This window comes from Pseudomonas sp. AP42 (assembly GCF_001728935.1).
Classification (GTDB): Bacteria; Pseudomonadota; Gammaproteobacteria; order Pseudomonadales; family Pseudomonadaceae; genus Aquipseudomonas; species Aquipseudomonas lactis.
In genome coordinates this window covers 18,398-36,934 of sequence record NZ_LYSO01000056.1, presented here as the reverse complement: position 1 = coordinate 36,934, position 18,537 = coordinate 18,398, and the positions used below count along the sequence as shown (strand labels likewise).

Sequence of the window (18,537 nt, the reverse complement as noted above, 5' to 3'; positions counted from 1 at the left end):
TTCGGCGCCCGCCATAATGCGTGTAACGAGGTGAGCGATATCGCTCAACTGGTGGAATTCGCCCGCCGTTACCATGCGCGCGTCTTCACCACCATCAACACCATCCTGCATGACAACGAGCTGGAGCCCGCACGCAAGCTGATCCATCAGCTCTACGATGCCGGTGTCGATGCGTTGATCGTGCAAGACCTGGGCGTGATGGAGCTGGATATTCCGCCGATCGAGCTGCACGCCAGCACCCAGACCGACATCCGCACCCTGGGCCGGGCCAAGTTCCTTGACCAGGCTGGTTTCTCGCAGTTGGTATTGGCCCGCGAGTTGAACTTGCAAGAGATCCGCGCCATTGCCGATGAGACCGATGCGGCCATCGAGTTCTTTATCCACGGCGCCCTGTGCGTAGCCTTCTCCGGCCAGTGCAATATCTCCCACGCGCAAAATGGCCGCAGCGCCAACCGTGGCGACTGCTCCCAGGCCTGCCGCCTGCCCTACACCTTGAAAGATGACCAAGGCCGCGTGGTTGCTTTTGAAAAGCACCTGCTGTCGATGAAAGACAACAACCAGAGCGCCAACCTGCGCGCCCTGGTCGAAGCGGGCGTGCGCTCGTTCAAGATCGAAGGCCGCTACAAGGACATGGGCTATGTGAAGAACATCACCGCCTACTACCGCCAGCGCCTCGACGAGATCCTCGAAGACCGCCCGGACCTGGCCCGCGCTTCCAGCGGCCGTACCGCGCACTTCTTCCTGCCCGACCCGGAAAAAACCTTCCACCGTGGCAGCACCGACTACTTTGTCAGCGACCGCAAGATCGACATCGGCGCCTTTGACACCCCGACCTTCACCGGCCTGCCCGTGGGCACCGTGGAAAAAGCCGGCAAGCGCGACTTGCAGGTGGTCACCCATGAGCCGCTGTCCAACGGCGACGGTCTCAATGTGCTGATCAAGCGTGAAGTGGTGGGCTTTCGCGCCAATATCGCCGAGCCCAAGGGTGAGTTCGAGGAAGACGGTGAGAAGCGCTACCGCTACCGCGTCGAGCCCAACGAAATGCCGGCCGGCCTGCATCAACTGCGCCCGCATCACCCGCTCAACCGCAACCTGGACCACAACTGGCAACAGGCCCTGCTCAAGACCTCGGCCGAGCGCCGTATCGGCTTGTCATGGGTCGCGCGCCTGCGTGAAGAGCAGCTGCAAATCACCGCGACCAGCGAAGAAGGCATCAGCGCCAGTGTCACCCTGCCCGGCCCGTTTGGCGTGGCCAACAAGCCGGAACAGGCGCTGGACACCCTGCGCGACCTGCTCGGCCAGCTCGGCACCACCGAATACCATGCCACCCGCATCGAGCTGGATGCGCCGCAGGCGTTCTTCATCCCCAACTCGCAGCTCAAGGCCTTGCGCCGTGAAGTGATCGAAGCGCTGACTGCCGCACGCGTCGCCGCGCACCCACGGGGTGGGCGCAAGGCTGAAACCTCGCCGCCGCCGGTTTACCCTGACGCGCATCTGTCGTTCCTGGCCAACGTTTACAACCAGAAGGCCCGGGACTTCTACCATCGTCACGGCGTAAAGCTGATCGACGCGGCCTTCGAAGCCCACGAAGAAACCGGCGAAGTGCCGGTGATGATCACCAAGCACTGCCTGCGTTTCTCATTCAACCTGTGCCCTAAACAGGCCAAGGGCGTGACCGGGGTGAAGACCAAGGTGGCGCCGATGCAGTTGATCCACGGCGACGAAGTGCTGACCCTGAAGTTCGACTGCAAACCTTGCGAGATGCACGTGGTAGGCAAGATCAAGGGGCATATCCTCGGCCTGCCGCAGCCCGGCAGCGCGGTGGAGCATTTCAACCCGGAAAACCTTATCTACCAAGGCACGCACTAACCCTCATCTGGCGCCGCGTTTCACCCCGATGCGCTGCGTCATCGTTAACCTTCTTCGCGAGCAAGCTCGCGCCTACCAAGGTTGCGGGGCCACCACCAGCCCCGCTGCAACCCCGCCGCTGCCAGCAGAATCGCCGCCACGCCCAGCCATTGCAGCCACCCCAGGCGATGCCCGAACGCAATCCAATCCACAAAGATCGCTGCAATCGGGTAGATGAACGACAGTGCGCCGGTAATGGCGGTCGGTAGTTTCTGGATCGCGCCATACAGCAGCACATACATCAACCCGGTGTGCACAACCCCCAAGGTCAGCAGCGCAGCCCAGGCATTTGTGGACGCAGGCAAGCCATTCCAGGGTACCAACGGCGCCAGGAGTACCGCGCCAGTGGCCACTTGGATCAACGCCATCAAATGCGGCGGTACTTCCTTGAGGCGCTTGATGATCAACGCAGCGATCGCATACAAAAATGCCGCGCCCAGGGCCAGCGCGATGCCTACCAGATAATCACCGCCACCCGTCTGCTCGCCATGGGCGGTGACAATCGCCAACATGCCCAGGAACGCCACGCTCAACCACGCCAGTTTCTGCACGGTGATCTTCTCACCGAGAAACACCGCCGCCAGCATCACCAACATAAACGGCTGCACGTTGTATACCGCGGTGCTGATAGCGATGGATGCCCGGGAATAGGATTCAAACAGCAGCAGCCAGTTGCCGACAATGGCCACGCCGCTGAGCACGGCCAGCCCCAGTTTTGCCCAACTGAGCAGGTCTACACGCAGGTAACCCAGCCAGGCGCACACCAGTAACAGTGTCAGCGCGCCGATCACGCAGCGCCAGAACACCACCTCGATCACCGACACGCCAGACACCAGCACAAACCAGCCAATACTGCCCGAGATCAGCATGGCGGCGACCATTTCCCACGACCCGCGACGGATGGATGAATCCATGATTGAAGCTCCTCAAGTGAAGCTCCAGTATGGCAATCTGTCCGCGACGGCTACAGCGTCTAAAAAAGGCAAAACCCCTAATTCACCTTTTCTTATTAGGCACAGACCATGATCGACACCATCGACCAGCAATTGATCGCCGCCTTGATGGACGACTCGCGGCTGTCCCTCAAAGCCCTGGCAGGCATCACCGGGCTGTCCTCGCCCAGCGTCAGCGAACGCCTGCGCCGCCTGGAGGAACGCGGCGTGCTGACCCACTACACCGTCGACATCGACCCCAAGCACTTCGGCTACCTGTTGCAAGCCATCGTGCGCATCCGCCCCCTGCCCGGCAAATTGCAGGAAGTGGAGCGCCAGATCCAGGCGATACCCGAGTTCACCGAATGCGACAAGATCACCGGCGAGGACTGCTTCATCGCCCGCCTGCATGTGCGCACCATGGACCAGTTGGACAGCCTGCTGGACCGGATCAATGGGTATGCCGAAACCAACACGGCGATCGTGAAGAAAACCCCGGTGAAACGGCGCCTGCCGCCGCTGGGGGATCGCTAAGGTGCCATGCCAAGGGCGTGTCATGACCAAACACAGTCAAATGTGGGAGCGGGCTTGCTCGCGAATACAGGGTGTCAGTCACCGACTATGTTGACGGGTATACCGCATTCGCGAGCAAGCCCGCTCCCACAGGGGATCTGCGCCGGACGCTGATTCTGTGGGCAATACATAACCAGTGTGGGAGCTGGCTTGCCTGCGATAGCGATGGTTCAGTTGAATATTCAGTGACTGACACGCCGCATTCGCGGGCAAGCCCGCTCCCACAGATTGCTACTTCAAGCCGTTGATTGTTTGAACCCGCACTTGGCCACGGCCCTCCAACCTGAATGAACCACGGCCGGGTGCACGCACAATGACTTTCATTCTATGGTTGGCCGTATTGGGCGCGGTGCTGCTCACCCTCGCCCTCACTTCCTCCTACCTGCGCTGGATGCCAGTCACCACCTCGGCGGTGTGCCTGCTGCTGGGTATCGCCATCGGCCCGCTGGGCGTGGACCTGCTGCACCTGGACATCAAGGGTTCGGCGCGCTGGATGGAGCACCTGACCGAAGTGGCGGTGCTGTTTTCGCTGTTCGTCAGCGGCCTGAAACTGCGCCTGCCACTCAGGCATCGCACCTGGCGCATCGCCTTCGGCCTGGCCGGCCCGGTCATGCTGCTGACCATCCTCGGTACCGGCCTGTTGCTGCATTACCTGCTGGATCTGTCGTGGGGCGTGTCTTTGCTGGTGGGCGCGATTTTGGCGCCGACCGACCCAGTGCTGGCGGGCCTGGTTCAGGTCAACAATGCCCAGGACTACGACGCGCTGCGCTTCGGCCTGTCCGGCGAAGCGGGGCTCAACGATGGCAGCGCCTTTCCGTTTGTGATCTTCGGCCTGCTGTTCATGCAACACGGCGGCTTTGATGGTGACTGGGTCGGCGGCTGGGTGCTGAAGAACCTGGTGTGGGCGGTGCCGGTCGGGCTATTGATCGGCTACTGGATGGGGCGAGGTATCGGCCGTGTGACGTTGCGCCTGCGCCTGATCAATGCCGATAGCACCCTCTCGCCCAATGATTACCTGACACTGGCATTGATCGCCCTCGCCTATGTGAGCGCCGAAGCCGTGGGCGGCTATGGCTTCCTGTCGGTCTTCGCGGCGGGCCTGGGGTTGCGTCAGGCCGAGGTGAAGTCCACTGGCAACGCCCAGACACCCGCCGAGCACTTGGCGCAACCGGTGGTGGGCCACCTTGAAATCGAGCCCGAACAAGCCTTGCATGGCGACGTCAGCCACCTGAAAGACACCCAGATCGCAGCAGGCGTGATGATGGGCGACATGCTCGCCTTCGGCAGCCTGGTGGAGCGGGCCATGGAGGTGTTCCTGGTAACAGTCTTGGGCATCGTGCTGGTCAGCCACTGGGAGTGGCGCGCGTTGGCGGTAGCGCCGCTGCTGTTCTGTGTGATTCGCCCCGCCAGCGTATTCGCCATGCCGTGGGGCCGCCTGCTGGACCGCCGGCAACGCAGCCTGGTCAGTTGGTTCGGCATTCGTGGGATCGGCAGCATTTACTACCTGTTCTATGCGCTCAACCACGGGCTGGTGGGCACCAGCAGCGAGGTGGCGGTCAACCTGACGCTGTCGGTCATCGCGTTGAGCATCCTGGTCCATGGCCTGAGTACTCAGCCGATGCTGGTGTGGTATGAGCGTCAGGCTGCGCAAAAAAATTGAATCCTGCACCGCGCCGGGGTTTCAAACAGTCAGGACCTACAGTGCGAGTCAGCCAATGAAAAACATCGCCCAACGATTGCTTGAGGAACGCCAACGCCTGGGATATTCGCAGCAATACCTGGCACAGGCAGGCGGCGTGACCACGCGCGAGCAACGTCAATATGAACTGGGCGAAGACCTGCCCCATGCCGACTACCTGGCAGCCTTGGCCGAGCATGGGGTGGATGTGGTGTATGTGATCACCGGCAAGCGCAGCACGGTGGTCAATATCAGCCGCGATCAGGCGCAGACGCTGATCGATAACCGCGTGGTGGGTCAAGAGGTGTCGCTGGACGGCGGGGCCGAGGAGGAAGTCTACTTCAAGCTCAGTAACCCCTCGGGCCCGCCGCCGGATCAGTCCTGATTTTCAGTGTTGCCAACGTCCGCCGCTTCATCCAAGTCGTTCAGCGGTACCTCGGCATCGTCCATCAACGACCCCGGGTCTTCGTTGCCGGGGTCGTTGAGTTCTTCGTCCAGTTCTTTTGACATGTGCGTCTCCTCTAACCGCCTTGGGTATCGATATCGGCATCGGTTTCAGGCTTGTGCTCGCGCTCAGGCTTGAAGTCTGGACTGTAGTCGTTTTCCTTGGCCTTTGGGTCGCTCGCAGGCGTTGGATCCTTGGGCGCATCGGCGGCGGTGCCAGGGGCAGGCTCGCCGCCGTCGATCGCGGGGTCATTGCGATTGTTAGTTTGTGGATCATTAGATTGGGTCATGACGCACCTCTTTGCAGGCCGGTAAAAAATCTGTACCGCATAGAGGTAAGGCGTCATGGCCACGGCTGAAGTTCCGTTCGCTTGCTCAGCGCAGCGGGTTGTCCACCTGGATATAGAACGCATAGATGCCCAACACCAGCCAGAACACCATGAACAGCCATGGCGCACGCATGGAAAACAACAGCGACTTGCGATAGCCCTTGTGGCTCGACTCCACCTCGGAAAACAGCGGCGACTCATCGTAGGCCATGCCCATCACCGGCTCGCTGCGCAGCAATTCGCTTTGCTTGTAGTGCCAGTGGTCGATGATTTCATACGCCGCACGGATACCGGGCCAAGCGTTCAGCGAGCTGAGAATACCCAGCGAAACCAGGAAGATCGGCACCACCAGCGTGAACAGCTTGCCCCATTCCGGGTTGAGGTTACCCATGCCGGAAACAAAGGCAATCACCAGGAAGGATTGCGCCGTCAGGTAGGCGTCGGTGCGGTTGGCCAGGATGCTGGTTTCGTACTGGATCTCGCGCCGGTAAAAGTCGAGGCGGTCCTTGGGCGAGCCGAAAATCTTTGCGTTGTGTTCGCTGTGGTCGTTCAGGGCCGCTTCCGGAGTGTGGGGGGAGATGATTCTGGACACGACGGTGCTCCACAAGGTGACGAAACTCCTTAGAAGAATCGGGGCCTGGTGAAGTTCAAGTAGGTTCACGCACCAATTCAGGGCGACCACCGCCCTCTGTAGGAGCGAGCTTGCTCGCGAAAAACATCAACGCTAACGCGGGCTGCCTGATTAAACGCGGTGCCGGTGAGTTTTTCGCGAGCAAGCTCGCTCCTACAGGGGATTAACGGCATTCCGGCACAGGCATTGCTTTATCCATTCACCATCCCGAAAACAGGAGCATGCGTTACCCCCCGACCCAGAGCCGCCCCCATAAGAAAGTAAGGACCAGGTCTGTTGGCACCTTCAGCCACGGGCTCATAAAAACATGCGTTTTTTTAAGCGGCAGTGCCACCCCAAGCCACACTGGGCACTGACAAGGTACTGGAATGGCTCGATCTTTCTTTGATGAAATGAATGACGCAAACGGCGTATGCCGTGCGCACTATCAGGACTTCTCTCGCTGGCTGGCCAACACGCCGCCGGAACTGCTGGCCCAGCGTCGCCGTGAAGCGGATTTGCTGTTCCATCGCGCCGGGATCACCTTCACCCTGTATGGCGACGAGCAAGACACCGAACGCCTGATTCCCTTCGACATCATTCCCCGCAGCATCCCCGCCAGTGAATGGAGCCTGATCGAGCGCGGCTGTATCCAGCGGGTTAATGCATTGAACATGTTCCTCGCCGACATCTACCACGACCAGCGCATTATCAAGGCCGGGATCATTCCCGCCGACCAGGTCCTGGGCAATGAGGGCTATCAGAAGGCCATGGTCGGTCTTGACCTGCACCGTGGCATCTACTCGCACATCTCCGGCGTCGACCTGGTACGCGACGGCGACGGTACCTACTACGTGCTGGAAGACAACCTGCGCACCCCCAGCGGCGTGAGCTACATGCTCGAAGACCGCAAGATGATGATGCGCCTGTTCCCGGAAGTGTTCGCCAAACAGCGCATTGCGCCGGTGGATCATTACCCTAACCTGCTGCTCAAGACCTTGAAGAGTTCCAGCCGCCTGGACAATCCCAACGTGGTCGTCCTGACTCCAGGGCGCTTCAACAGCGCCTTCTTCGAACACGCGTTCCTTGCCCGGGAAATGGGCGTGGAACTGGTGGAAGGCGCCGATCTGTTCGTGCAGGACCTCAAGGTGTTCATGCGCACCACCGACGGCCCCAAGGCCGTGGACGTGATCTACCGGCGCATCGACGACGCTTTCCTCGACCCCCAGGCGTTCAACCCCGAGTCAATGCTCGGCGTGCCCGGGCTGGTGGCGGCTTACTGCGCCGGCAATGTGGTGCTGGCCAACGCCATCGGCACCGGCGTGGCTGACGACAAGTCGATCTACCCCTACGTACCGGCCATGATCCGCTTCTACCTGGACGAGGAACCGATCCTGCAGAACGTGCCGACCTTCCAATGCCGCAAGCCCGATGAACTGTCCCATGTGTTGGCCAACCTCGAGCAGTTGGTGGTCAAGGAAACCCAGGGCTCCGGCGGCTACGGCATGCTGGTGGGCCCGGCGTCGACGGCCGCCGAAATCGAGGACTTCCGCCAGCGCATCAAGGCGCGTCCCCATGCGTATATCGCCCAACCGACCCTGAGCCTGTCCACCTGCCCGACCTTTGTCGAAAACGGCATCGCACCCCGGCACATCGACCTGCGGCCCTTCGTGCTCTCGGGCAAGGAAACCCGCCTGGTGCCCGGAGGCTTGACCCGCGTGGCGCTGAAGGAAGGCTCGCTGGTCGTCAACTCGTCGCAAGGCGGTGGAACCAAGGACACCTGGGTGGTGGAGGGCTGAGTATGCTGAGTAGAACGGCTGCAGATCTGTATTGGATGTCGCGCTATCTGGAGCGTGCCGAGAACCTGGCACGCATGCTGGAAGTCAGTTATTCGCTGTCCTTGATGCCCCAGGCCGGGCGCAGCGATGGCTTGGACGAATTGGCGATGTCGTTGCTCAGCAGCGGCACCCTGGACAACTACCTGGAACGGCACCAGACCCTGGATGCCGAGCGCATGTTGCACTTCTTTGCCCTCGATGCAGAAAACCCCGCGAGCATTTACAACTGCCTGCGCGCCGCCCGAGGCAATGCCCATGCGGTACGCGGGCGCATTACCGCCGATATGTGGGAAAACCTCAACGCCACCTGGCTGGAAATGCGCAGCATCGCCGCCGGCGGCCTGGCACGGCATGGCATCAGCCACTTCTGTGATTGGGTCAAACAACGCTCACACCTGTTTCGTGGCGCAACCTCGGGCACCATCATGCGCAATGACGCCTACCGCTTCATTCGCCTGGGCACCTTTGTCGAGCGCGCCGATAACACCCTGCGCCTGCTGGATGCACGCTATGAGATGTTCGGCGAAGAGTCGGAAGAAGTCAGCGACCTGTCGGCACGCGGTTATTACCAGTGGAGCGCCCTGCTGCGCGCGTTGTCGTCGTTCGAGGCGTATACCGAGCTGTATCCGAATGCCTTGAATGCACGCTCGGTATCCGAGCTGTTGCTGTTGCGCAGTGATGTGCCGCGTTCGCTGCATGCCTGTATCGAGGAATTGAGCCATATCCTGGCCGACCTGCCCGGCAGTTATGGGCGCACGGCGCAACGCCTGGCGGCGGAGTTCGAGGCGCGGCTGCGGTACACGGGGATTGATGAGATTCTGGAAGATGGGCTGCACACTCGGCTGACAGAATTCATCGACACCGTGCGTGAGTTGGCGCGGGAGATACAAAGCTCCTACCTGGAAGTGGTCTAACACACACCTGTAGGAGCGAGCTCGCTCGCGAAAAACTCACCGGCGCCGCGTTTATTCAGAAAACCCGCGTTATCGTTGCCGTTTTTCGCGAGCAAGCTCGCTCCTACAGGGGGTTGATCGCCCACCAACGTGGGAGCAACTGGCGTACCCGCGGCTCGCCGAAGCGGTCGTCGATCAGCATCACCACCCCGCGATCCTGCTGGCTGCGGATCACCCTCCCCGCTGCCTGCACCACTTTCTGAATACCGGGATACAGGTAGGTGTAGTCATACCCCGCGCCAAAGACCGCGCCCATGCGTGCCTTGATCTGTTCATTCACCGGGTTGAGCTGCGGCAAACCCAGGGTGGCGATAAAGGCACCGATCAGGCGCGCTCCGGGCAGGTCGATACCTTCGCCAAACGCACCGCCCAGCACCGCAAAGCCAATGCCCTGGCTGTGGTGGGTAAACTGGTCCAAAAACGCTTGGCGCTCGGCCTCGGCCATGCCCCGCGCCTGCAGCCACAACGCAATCTGCGGGTGCCGTTCGGCCATTAACTGGGACACCTGTTGCAGGTAATCAAAGCTTGAGAAAAACGCCAGGTAGTTACCCGGTTGCGCGGCGAATTGCCGGGCGAGCAGTTCCACAATGGGTTCCAGCGACGCCTGGCGATGCACAAACCGCGTAGAGATGCGGTCAACGATGCTGACCTGCAATTGCTCGGCCTTGAACGGTGACGCCACATCAACCCAGGCGGTATCCGCCGGCAGGCCCAGCAAGTCCGCGTAATAATGGCGCGGGCTCAGGGTCGCGGAAAACAGCACGCTGCTGCGTGCGGCGGTCAGCCTGGGCCTAATGAACTCGGCCGGCACTACATTGCGCAGGCACAGGGTCGAGCTGCTGCGCTTGGCGCTGAACTGGCGTTTAGTGATATCGAAGATAAAGTGCTCATTGAACAGCTCGGCCACTTTGGCCCATTGCAGCGCGTCGAAGTAGAAGGCTTGCAAGTCACCGCTGAGGGCTTCGGGGTGGTCGTTGAAGTAGTCGCCCATGGCGCTGGTGCACAGGCTCAGGGCCTGGAGCAGTTTGTCTGGTTTGGCCGCGTATGCCTGATACGGCGCGAGTTGGTCCTTGTGCAACGCATTCCACTCGCGGTTCAAGCGCTGCAAGGGCTTCTTCAGTGTCTCGGGCGCGCTCTCGCGCAAGGTCTTGAGGCTGTACTGGTCCAGGCTGGCGCTGTACATCGAGCGCGCCCGTTCGACCAGGTTGTGCGCCTCGTCCACCAGCACCGCGACGCGCCATTGGTTGAGCTGGGCCAGGCCGAACAGCATGGCGCCAAAGTCAAAATAATAGTTGTAGTCGGCGACGATCAGGTCGCTCCAGCGCGCCATTTCCTGGCTCAGGTAGTACGGGCATACCTGGTGGGCCAGCGCCACGTTGCGCAGGCTGCGCTGGTCGAGCAAGCGCACCTGGGACGCAGCCTGGCGAGCGGCAGGCAGGCGGTCGTAAAACCCCTTGGCCAACGGGCAGGAGTCACCGTGACAGGCTTTGTCCAGGTGTTCGCACGCTTTGTCCCGTGCCACCAGTTCAAGCACGCGCAGTGACAGCTCGGGGCTGCTGTCGTACAGCACTTGGGCGGCATCCAGCGCCAGCTTGCGCCCGGGCGTCTTGGCGGTGAGGAAGAACAGCTTGTCCAGTTGCTGCGGCGCCAGGGCCTTGAGCAGCGGGAAAATAGTGCCGATGGTCTTGCCAATGCCAGTGGGCGCCTGGGCCATCAGGCACCGGCCCGTAGTCACCGCTTTGTAGACCGACTCGGCCAGGTCGCGCTGCCCGGTACGGAAGTCGGCATGGGGAAACGCCAGGCTCTGCGCAGCGGCGTTGCGTGCGTCGCGATGCTGCATCTCTTGCCGCGCCCAGTCCAGGAACAGCGCGCATTGCTGATTGAAGAACTGCTCAAGGCCTGGCGCCTCGAATCGCTGGTTCAGTACGGTTTCGCCTCCGCCGACGATATCGAAGTACACCAGCGCCAGGTCAATGTGATCGAGCCCGAGTTTCTGGCACATCAGCCAGCCATACACCTTGACCTGGGCCCAGTGCAGTTGCCGATGGTTGGCGGGCTGGGCGGCGAGGTCGCCACGGTAGGTCTTGACTTCTTCCAGGCGGTTGGCGTCCGGGTCGTAGCCGTCCGCCCTGCCCCGCACCTTGAGCTGCTGGAAGTCGCCCTCCAGGGCGACCTCATGCTGATAATGCGCGCTGCGCCGGGACGCCACCGTACGATGGCCGACAATGCCTTCCTGGGCGCTGGGCGACGGCGTAAAGCGCAGGTCGAGGTCACCGACCTTGGCCGTGAACTCACACAGCGCCCGCACGGCCACGCTGTAACTCAAGCGGGTTGCTCCGCCCAGCGCACGTAGCAAACGGTGACCGGCATCTGGTATTCACCGCAGAACGCCAGCCAGCGCAACTGGTTGTCCTGCAGGCGGTCGCCGGGGCCCTTGACCTCGATCATGCGATAGGTGTTTTGCGCCGGCCAGAACTGGATAAGGTCCGGCATCCCGGCCCGGTTGGCACGGATATCCTGCAACAGGCGCGTGAACCAATGACGCAAGTGCTCGGCGGGCAGGCAGGCCAGGGCTTGCTCCAGCAGTTCTTCGCTGAGCAGGTTCCAGAACACGAACGGCGACTGAATGCCCCATTTGTCCACGTAGCGTTGGCGGATGCTGGCCTTGTAGCGACCGTCCTCTAGTTGTGCAAAACACGCGGCAAACAAGGCTTCACGGCGCTGATAAAAGTCCTCGCTGTGCAAGTCCGCCGGCCCGCGCTGGAACGGGTGGAAGAACGCCCCTGGCAGCGGTGCGAAAATCGCTTCCCAGCACAGCAAGCCAAACAGCGAATTGATCAGGCCATTCTCGACGTAATGCACCGGCGCATCCGGTTCACTCAGGTGCGCCAGCACACAGGACTCCACCGACAGCAGCGGCTCCTGCACCAGCGCCAGGTCCAGGCGCGCCACCGCTTGGGGCTTGGCCCTGGGCAGCGCCGGCCCGCCAAGTTTGCGGCGCAGGCGCGGCAAGACGCGCAGCAGGTGTTGTTGTTCCGCTGCGTTGTGGGGGGCCTGTTGCGCCTCGCTCGCCAAGGCCATGGCTTGGGCATAATCCTCCTGGCGCTCCAGTACGCGGATCAGCCGCGCCCGCGCACCGGGATGAGTGCAATTGCGGTAGATCTGTTCGGCCAGTGCCAGCTCGGCGCAACGTTCGCAATACTGGCCGATCTGGAACAACAGCTTGGCGCGACGCTTTTCCAGCCAGGGGTTGTCGGTGCACAGCGTGGCGACCTGCGCCAACACCGTATCCAGTGCCTCACCGGCTTCAAAGGCTTGCTGGCACTGGTGCAGGAATAGAAACCCATGCACGTCGTCGCGGCTGCGTAAACCGCGAGACTCGGCGCAGAACTCGACTTTTTCATAGGTGTAGATGCCGAGATCTGCCAACACGAATTCCGACCAGTCCTGGTGCAGGTTGCCGAAGAACATCAGGCGCAGGCGATCACACAACTCCATGACCGTCAGGCTATACAGCACATCGTCCACGTCGGGGCACCACTGGGCAAAGCTGCGCGGTTCGCTAAATTGCGCGGCCAAGGGTTCAAGCCAATCGGCCTTGTTGCCCTTGGGTTGGTCGATCCAGGGTTTGAAGGCGCCGAGCAGTTCACTTTTTTGCAGCAGAGCAAACAGGGTGGCAAACGGCAGCGGGCTTTGATCCTCTACCCATCCCAACTCCCGCAATGGCCCTGCCGCCGCATGAGGGCAACCGATTTCCAGGTAATGGAGCCTGGCAGCGCGAAAATGCACGCCCTTGCGCATCACCATCCGCACCAACAACGCCTGGGAGGCCTGGGGCAACCTGTCAAATTGCTGAATGAAATGCTGTTCGTGCGCATCGAGCAAATCGGCATAGCGTTGCCCCAACCACACCAGCACTTGGCGGAAGTTATGCAGGTAATACAAGGGGTCTTCGAGGGGGTTGGCCATGGCGCAGAGCAATCAAATACTGGTTATGCATACAGAGTGCCGGGGCAAAGCGGTTGTTGCAATCAGTAATAGATAAATGGCGCCTGCAACTTTTTGCAAAAAAACAATCTGATGAGGGGGTTGATCAAGTAATATTTATGGCCGCGCAGCCAGACGCTGCGGGACTTTTCAGGGTTAAAGGTAAGGGTTATGAACATGAAGAATTTGGGTCTGCCACTGGTTGCACTCACTTTTCTGGTATTGGCCGGTTGCTCCACGCAAACCGTAGTGACCTTGCAAAATGGCACGCAATATTTGACCAAGGACACGCCTAACGCCAAGACGGCCGACGGCTTCTACGAGTTCACCGATATTGCCGGCAAGCGTATTCGTATAAAGGCCGATGATGTGGCCACCGTGCGTAAGGAAAAATGATCATCTAGCAACACCCCATCAAATGTGGGAGCTGGCTTGCCTGCGATAGCGATTTGTCAGTCACCGCATGGCTGTCTCGACCGCCGCCATCGCAGGCAAGCCAGCTCCCACACCGAATACGTTAGCTGATGACTATCCCCTCCCCCGACAGACTGCTCACACCCACCAGCGTCACCGAATCCGTACCAAAGCTAATGACGGTATCCCCGCCCACCACCTTGGCGTGATCGCGGTAATCGGTGCTGCCCGCCACGTCGTTGAACACCAGCTTGTCCGTCGCCTGGTAGCCAATCACCCGGTCGTTGCCAAACTGCCCGCTGAACAAAAACGTGTTATGCCCGCTGCTGTCGCGGATCGTGTCATTGCCTTTGCCGCCTTCGATAAAGTCTACGCCCCTGCCGCCCTTGATCAGGTCGTCACCGTCGCTGCCGATGATGAAGGTATTGCCCTTGTGCGCCTCGGCATTTCGGTTGAGGTCTTGCACCCAGGTGGTGGCCCGTGCCGGGTCGGACAGGTTGGCGACGATCACCGTGGAGTCGCGGGTCATCTGCTCGTAGAAGCCCGAATCGAGGATGCGGGTCATGCCGTCGCCGTAACCGGTGGGCAAGTGCGAGACCCAGGTGGGCAGGTTGAGGATGGAAAACGGCAGCAGGTTCCACAGGGATGAGGCGTAGTGGTCGTTGAAGCTGACGATGTTGTCGGTGCTCGATTCGTGGGGTTTGTCGTGCACGCCCAGGGACGACAGGTTGAATGACGAGCCATCCAGGGCGCGGAACACCGGGTCGTTTTCATAGCCGACGTTAAGCACCTTGTCGCCGGCGCTTTGGGTCGGCGAAGCATAGGCCACGTAGTTGGAGTCCTTATAAAACCCTGACCAGGTGCTGTCGCTCAAATGGGCCATGCTGTTGACCGCCAGCCCCCCCAGGCTGTGGCCGCTGACCACGACGTCATTGCCGCTCAGGCCCTGGGCGCTGGCGTAGTCCGCCACGTTCTTGAGCAAGCCGCCAAAGGCTTCCCCCGCGTAGTTCTTGGCATAATCCTTGGGCCCGAAGGCGGCGAGCAGGTCGCTGATCACGTCGCCGATGGAGTCGGTGACCACGCTTTCCCGAGGCCCCGAAGTGCCGCGAAAACTGATGCCGATTTCCTGCAGCTTGCCAGCGTCATCGTACTTGCCCAGCACCTCGGCCTGCGCCGTGCCGTAGCCGAATTTTTCGCCAAAGAAGGTACCGCGCGCATCGACCTTGCCGCTGTAGCCCAGGGTACTGGCGCTGATAGGCGTCCAGCCGGCTTTTTGCACCGCGTCGAGGGCAGCTTTTTCCGAGTCGGGATTCCAGGGGATGCCGGGGATGACCCCTTGGGCGTTGCTGCCGCCAATCAGCGCGCTGACCAGCGTGGCGGGCAAGCCCAGGCCGAGGCCGTTGTTCTGGTAGCCGACGGCAAAGCCGTTATCCAGGTTGTGGTAGGAATACAGCGTGATCGCCATGGCATCGGCGAACAGCGCCTTGGAGTCCTCGGTACCGAGGTTTTTATAGTCAAAGATACCCATTGGTAGTGCCTCTCTGTTGTTGGATTTGTAGAGAAAGCCAAAACACCTGTTATCCGTTACCACCTGTAGGAGCGAGCTTGCTCGCGAAGGTCGTCAACGATGACGCGTTCTACCTGAAGGAACGCGGCGCACTTGAGTTTTTCGCGAGCAAGCTCGCTCCTACAGTGGTTTTTCAAAACTTTAGAACGCCCAGTCCAGGCTCAAGCCAACGCCGTGCACCTTCTCTTTGCTGGCCAGCAGGCCGTTGTAATCGAAGTTCACCCGCGCATCCTTGCTCAAGGCCAGGCTCACCCGTGCCCCGACCAACGCCGCATCGCGCACCATCGGCGCACTTTCCACCGTGAACGACGGGCCGCCCGAGGCAAACGCCAGGTGCTGCTCCGAATCGGTGCTGCTCAGGTTGTGCTGCCAGCCCAGGGTGCCGGAGACTTCCAGTTGCTGATGGTCGTTGATAGTGAAGGTTTTCAAGGCGCGCATACCCAGGGTGCTGAGCACCAGGTCACGGCTGTCGTCGCCACTTTTCAGCGCCGCGGCGTCGCCCTTCTCTTTGAAGCTGTCAGTTGCCAGGTGCACGTAGGCCAGGTTGGCGAACGGCTCCAGGGCCAGCGGTTGCAGGTTGATGCGGTACGCAGCTTCGGTGAACACCTGGGTGCTGTGGGCATCGACCTTGGCCTTTTGCTTGCCGCTGACGTCGCCGTATTGCAGGTCGCGTTTGACATCGGCGCGGTGCCAGCTGTAGGTCGCGCCGCCACTCAGGCGCCAGGCGCCGATTTCATGCCCGGCATAGGCGCCGAAATGGTAGCTGTCGACCGAAGCGCTGCTGTGGGTGCCGCTGCCCATGTTCAGCGACGTGTCGCTGTAGCCGGCCACCAGGCCAATGCGTGTGGCCTCATCGAGGGCGCCGTCCACACCGGCGAGCATGCCGCCGATGGAGGTGGTGTAGCCCGCGGTGTCGTTGCGGCTGTCGGTCTTGCCCCATGCGCCCAGTGCCTTGACCCACACGTTGCCACGGCTGTCGATGGCTTGGCTGGCAGCGCCCATTTCACCGTTGCGCAGGCGTTCGCCCACGGCTTCGCGCACGTAGCGGCTGTCATTGACCAGCGCGGTTTCCAGCGCCGGGTAAACCTCCCCGCTCAGTTGCTGGAACGCGCCCTGGGCCGAGGCGGCCGTGGGTGCCAGCAGCAAGCTTTCATACACACCGTTGCCCGCGCCCAATTGCTCGACGGCGGCGGCCACGGCGCGCTGGTTCGGCGTGGCGGCCACACTGGCGAAGCTGTTGGTGCGTGCCACATCCAACTGCACACCGTTGGCGGCGTAGTTCAAGGTGCCCCCGACAAACAGGTAGTTGGGCACCACTGCCGCGAAGCTGCCGGTGACGCCACCTGCCGCTTGCAGGATGTTGTACTGGCGGCCGATCAGGCTTTGGGCCTGGGTCGCGCTCAGCAAGGTCGGGCTGTTTTCCAGGGCCAGGGTCACGGTGCCGCCGTTGAGGGTGGCCGTGCCGCCGGCGACGATGCGATCGCTGCTGGTGGGCGACAGCTCTACCGCGTAGGTCGAGCCCGGTTCAAAGTTAACGTTGCCCGCCACGTTCAAGGTGCCGATGGAATTGCCCGGCGCCACGGTGCCGCCGCTGTTCGCGCTCAGCGAACCGATACGTCCCGAACCACCGACCACGCCGCTCTGGCTCACCGTGACGTCGGAGGTAACCGAACCGTTAATCGCCAGCAAGCCCTGGTTGACCCGCGTCGGCCCGCTGTAGGTGTTGGCGCCGGTGAGCACCAAGGTACCGATGCCCTGCTTGGTCAGGCCGCCATGGCCCGAGATGTCGTTGCTCCACACATCCCGGCCGCAGTGCAGGTCATCGCACACACGCTGGGTGGGTTTGCCGGCATCCACCACCGCGCCGACACCCGGCAAATCCGCGACGAACTGGCCGCTGCCGTAGGCACCGTCGATACGGAACTCGGCCGGGATATCTTCGGCGGTGATAAACATCCCTGGGCCGTTGACCGCCTTGCCCAGGTTGATCATGCCCCAGCCGTACAGCGAGTCGATGCCCGGCGCGCCGAGGTCGGTGGCGGTGGTCTTGAGCACAGTGGAGATCTGGTCGCCGCTCATGTATTGGAAGCGCTCCATCAGCACCGCTGCGGCGCCTGCCACGTGGGGTGCGGCCATTGAAGTGCCGTTTTTGTTGGCCCAGTCGGTGGTGAGGTTGCTCAGGTCGGTACCGTTGATGATCGAACTGTAGATCTTGGTGCCGGGTGCCGACACGCAAAAGCTCGCCGCATAGCCACAACGCGAGGAAAAAGTACTGATCACATACGGATCGGGGCTTGCGGTATTCGGGTTCTGCTGCAGGGCCGCGACGGACAGCCAGTTAGGCGCGATCTCTGGCACAAAATACGCAAGGCCGGAAATCGCATCCGGGTTGTTGAGGTTGTAGTCATTGCCTGCGGCAAAGATGGTCAGCACACCGCTGCGGGCCGCGTCGATGGCGCCTTGGTACGCACCACCTGCGAGGGTGCCAAGGATCGGCCGGATGGTATTGAACTGCGCCTGGGCCTCATTGACGGTGAAGTTGGGGAACGCCGGATCACGGCCCCCTTTGGCGTACTGATCACCGATGCCGATGCCCCAACTGTTGTTGATGATGCGTGCGCCACTGGCGACCAGCCCATCCCAACCGGCCTTGTACACGGCGCCATCGTTGCCAAGGATGATCCCGTCTTCCGGCCCCGGGTCGCCGTTTTCGGCGGTGAGGATCTGTGCGTTGAACGCCACGCCATGCATCGGCCCGCCATCGCGGTTACCGGCCGCAATGCCGCCGACGTGGGTGCCGTGGTTACCCAGTTTGCCGTTGGAGTCCTTGGACGGCGTGCCGTCGTAGCGGAACGCGTCGCCGGCCTTCACCGGGATATACGGGTCGGTGTATTGGCGAATGCCCTCGGTGACAATCGTCACCACCTTGTCAGGGCTGGCGAACTCCGGGTGCTGGGCGTACACCGGCTGGTCGAAGATCCCCAGCTTGACGCCCTTGCCGGTATAGCCAGCCGCATAGGCGGTGTCGGCGTGCACGGCGCCCAGGCCCCAGTCGGCCTTGAACTCATTGCTGCGCCAGCTGGCGGCGTCGCCCAGTTTGCCGGTTTCCACATAGGGTGCAGCCTGGGCGGTCCCCAGGCTTGCCAGGCAACACAACAACGCGCCATATGGCACGCAGCTCAGCGCCTTGAGCGGATAGCCCGGGCCTGTGTGGATGGCGGTAGTTAACCCTGACTTGCGTTTTTTCACGGTGACCTTCCTTAGTTTTCTTATTGCACGTGTGTAAATCACTTACTCCAGAACA

15 protein-coding genes are annotated in these 18,537 nt (G+C 61.5%); 7 read left to right on the top strand and 8 right to left on the bottom strand.

What is annotated here, in order from left to right; translation table 11 throughout:
* Positions 1 to 1,869: U32 family peptidase (locus A7K61_RS18915; RefSeq protein ID WP_069558136.1), on the top strand; the 1,869-nt coding region annotated here is incomplete at its 5' end.
* A 44-nt stretch (positions 1,870 to 1,913) separates the two neighbouring features.
* Here A7K61_RS18915 and A7K61_RS18910 read toward each other — a convergent pair.
* Complete coding sequence (locus tag A7K61_RS18910; RefSeq protein WP_069558135.1) at positions 1,914 to 2,822, bottom strand: DMT family transporter; 909 nt, start codon at positions 2,820 to 2,822, stop codon at positions 1,914 to 1,916.
* Between the two features lie 108 nt (positions 2,823 to 2,930).
* Between A7K61_RS18910 and A7K61_RS18905 the strand changes: the two genes are divergently transcribed.
* The 3 genes from A7K61_RS18905 (at position 2,931) to A7K61_RS18895 (ending at position 5,476) form a co-directional block, all read left to right on the top strand.
* Entirely contained in the window at positions 2,931 to 3,374 is a 444-nt protein-coding gene (locus A7K61_RS18905) for an Lrp/AsnC family transcriptional regulator (protein ID WP_069558134.1), read from the top strand.
* A 352-nt stretch (positions 3,375 to 3,726) separates the two neighbouring features.
* Entirely contained in the window at positions 3,727 to 5,073 is a 1,347-nt protein-coding gene (locus tag A7K61_RS18900) for a sodium:proton antiporter (protein ID WP_047710834.1), read from the top strand.
* Between the two features lie 55 nt (positions 5,074 to 5,128).
* Positions 5,129 to 5,476 carry a helix-turn-helix domain-containing protein gene (locus A7K61_RS18895; protein ID WP_047710833.1) on the top strand — a complete coding sequence of 116 codons (348 nt, stop codon included), beginning with the start codon at positions 5,129 to 5,131 and terminating at the stop codon, positions 5,474 to 5,476.
* Here A7K61_RS18895 and A7K61_RS33820 read toward each other — a convergent pair.
* From A7K61_RS33820 to A7K61_RS18885, 3 genes are all read right to left on the bottom strand, one after another.
* Positions 5,467 to 5,601 (bottom strand): hypothetical protein, encoded by a 135-nt coding sequence (locus A7K61_RS33820; RefSeq protein WP_003191171.1) that lies wholly within the window; start codon positions 5,599 to 5,601, stop codon positions 5,467 to 5,469. The two genes, A7K61_RS18895 and A7K61_RS33820, sit on opposite strands and share 10 nt — an antisense overlap.
* A gap of 11 nt (positions 5,602 to 5,612) precedes the next feature.
* On the bottom strand, positions 5,613 to 5,825 hold the full coding sequence (locus A7K61_RS18890; protein WP_069558133.1) for a hypothetical protein: 213 nt from the start codon (positions 5,823 to 5,825) through the stop codon (positions 5,613 to 5,615).
* Between the two features lie 85 nt (positions 5,826 to 5,910).
* On the bottom strand, positions 5,911 to 6,456 hold the full coding sequence (locus A7K61_RS18885) for a hypothetical protein (RefSeq protein ID WP_014718415.1): 546 nt from the start codon (positions 6,454 to 6,456) through the stop codon (positions 5,911 to 5,913).
* 407 nt (positions 6,457 to 6,863) lie between these two features.
* Here A7K61_RS18885 and A7K61_RS18880 point away from each other — a divergent pair, with 407 nt between their 5' ends.
* Together A7K61_RS18880 and A7K61_RS18875 are read left to right on the top strand one after the other, a co-directional pair.
* On the top strand, positions 6,864 to 8,273 hold the full coding sequence (locus A7K61_RS18880; RefSeq protein WP_032897394.1) for a circularly permuted type 2 ATP-grasp protein: 1,410 nt from the start codon (positions 6,864 to 6,866) through the stop codon (positions 8,271 to 8,273).
* A gap of 2 nt (positions 8,274 to 8,275) precedes the next feature.
* A complete protein-coding gene (locus A7K61_RS18875; protein WP_044273752.1) occupies positions 8,276 to 9,226 on the top strand; it encodes an alpha-E domain-containing protein in 951 nt (316 codons plus the stop codon).
* Between the two features lie 103 nt (positions 9,227 to 9,329).
* Here A7K61_RS18875 and A7K61_RS18870 read toward each other — a convergent pair whose 3' ends face one another.
* Together A7K61_RS18870 and A7K61_RS18865 are read right to left on the bottom strand one after the other, a co-directional pair.
* Complete coding sequence (locus A7K61_RS18870; protein WP_069558132.1) at positions 9,330 to 11,591, bottom strand: ATP-dependent DNA helicase; 2,262 nt, start codon at positions 11,589 to 11,591, stop codon at positions 9,330 to 9,332.
* Positions 11,588 to 13,234: a VRR-NUC domain-containing protein gene (locus A7K61_RS18865; protein ID WP_069558131.1), complete on the bottom strand. Its 1,647-nt coding sequence runs from the start codon at positions 13,232 to 13,234 to the stop codon at positions 11,588 to 11,590. The genes A7K61_RS18870 and A7K61_RS18865 overlap by 4 nt, the downstream gene beginning before the upstream one ends.
* Positions 13,235 to 13,423: 189 nt before the next feature.
* Between A7K61_RS18865 and A7K61_RS18860 the strand changes: the two genes are divergently transcribed.
* The gene (locus tag A7K61_RS18860) at positions 13,424 to 13,648 is read left to right on the top strand and encodes a YgdI/YgdR family lipoprotein (RefSeq protein ID WP_003191162.1); all 225 of its coding nucleotides are present in this window, start codon (positions 13,424 to 13,426) and stop codon (positions 13,646 to 13,648) included.
* A 121-nt stretch (positions 13,649 to 13,769) separates the two neighbouring features.
* On the opposite strand, the gene A7K61_RS18855 is transcribed toward A7K61_RS18860, so the two are convergent.
* Positions 13,770 to 15,194 (bottom strand): lipase, encoded by a 1,425-nt coding sequence (locus A7K61_RS18855; protein ID WP_069558130.1) that lies wholly within the window; start codon positions 15,192 to 15,194, stop codon positions 13,770 to 13,772.
* 180 nt (positions 15,195 to 15,374) lie between these two features.
* Positions 15,375 to 18,482 (bottom strand): autotransporter domain-containing protein, encoded by a 3,108-nt coding sequence (locus A7K61_RS18850; protein ID WP_069558129.1) that lies wholly within the window; start codon positions 18,480 to 18,482, stop codon positions 15,375 to 15,377.
* Between the last annotated feature and the right edge of the window lie 55 nt (positions 18,483 to 18,537).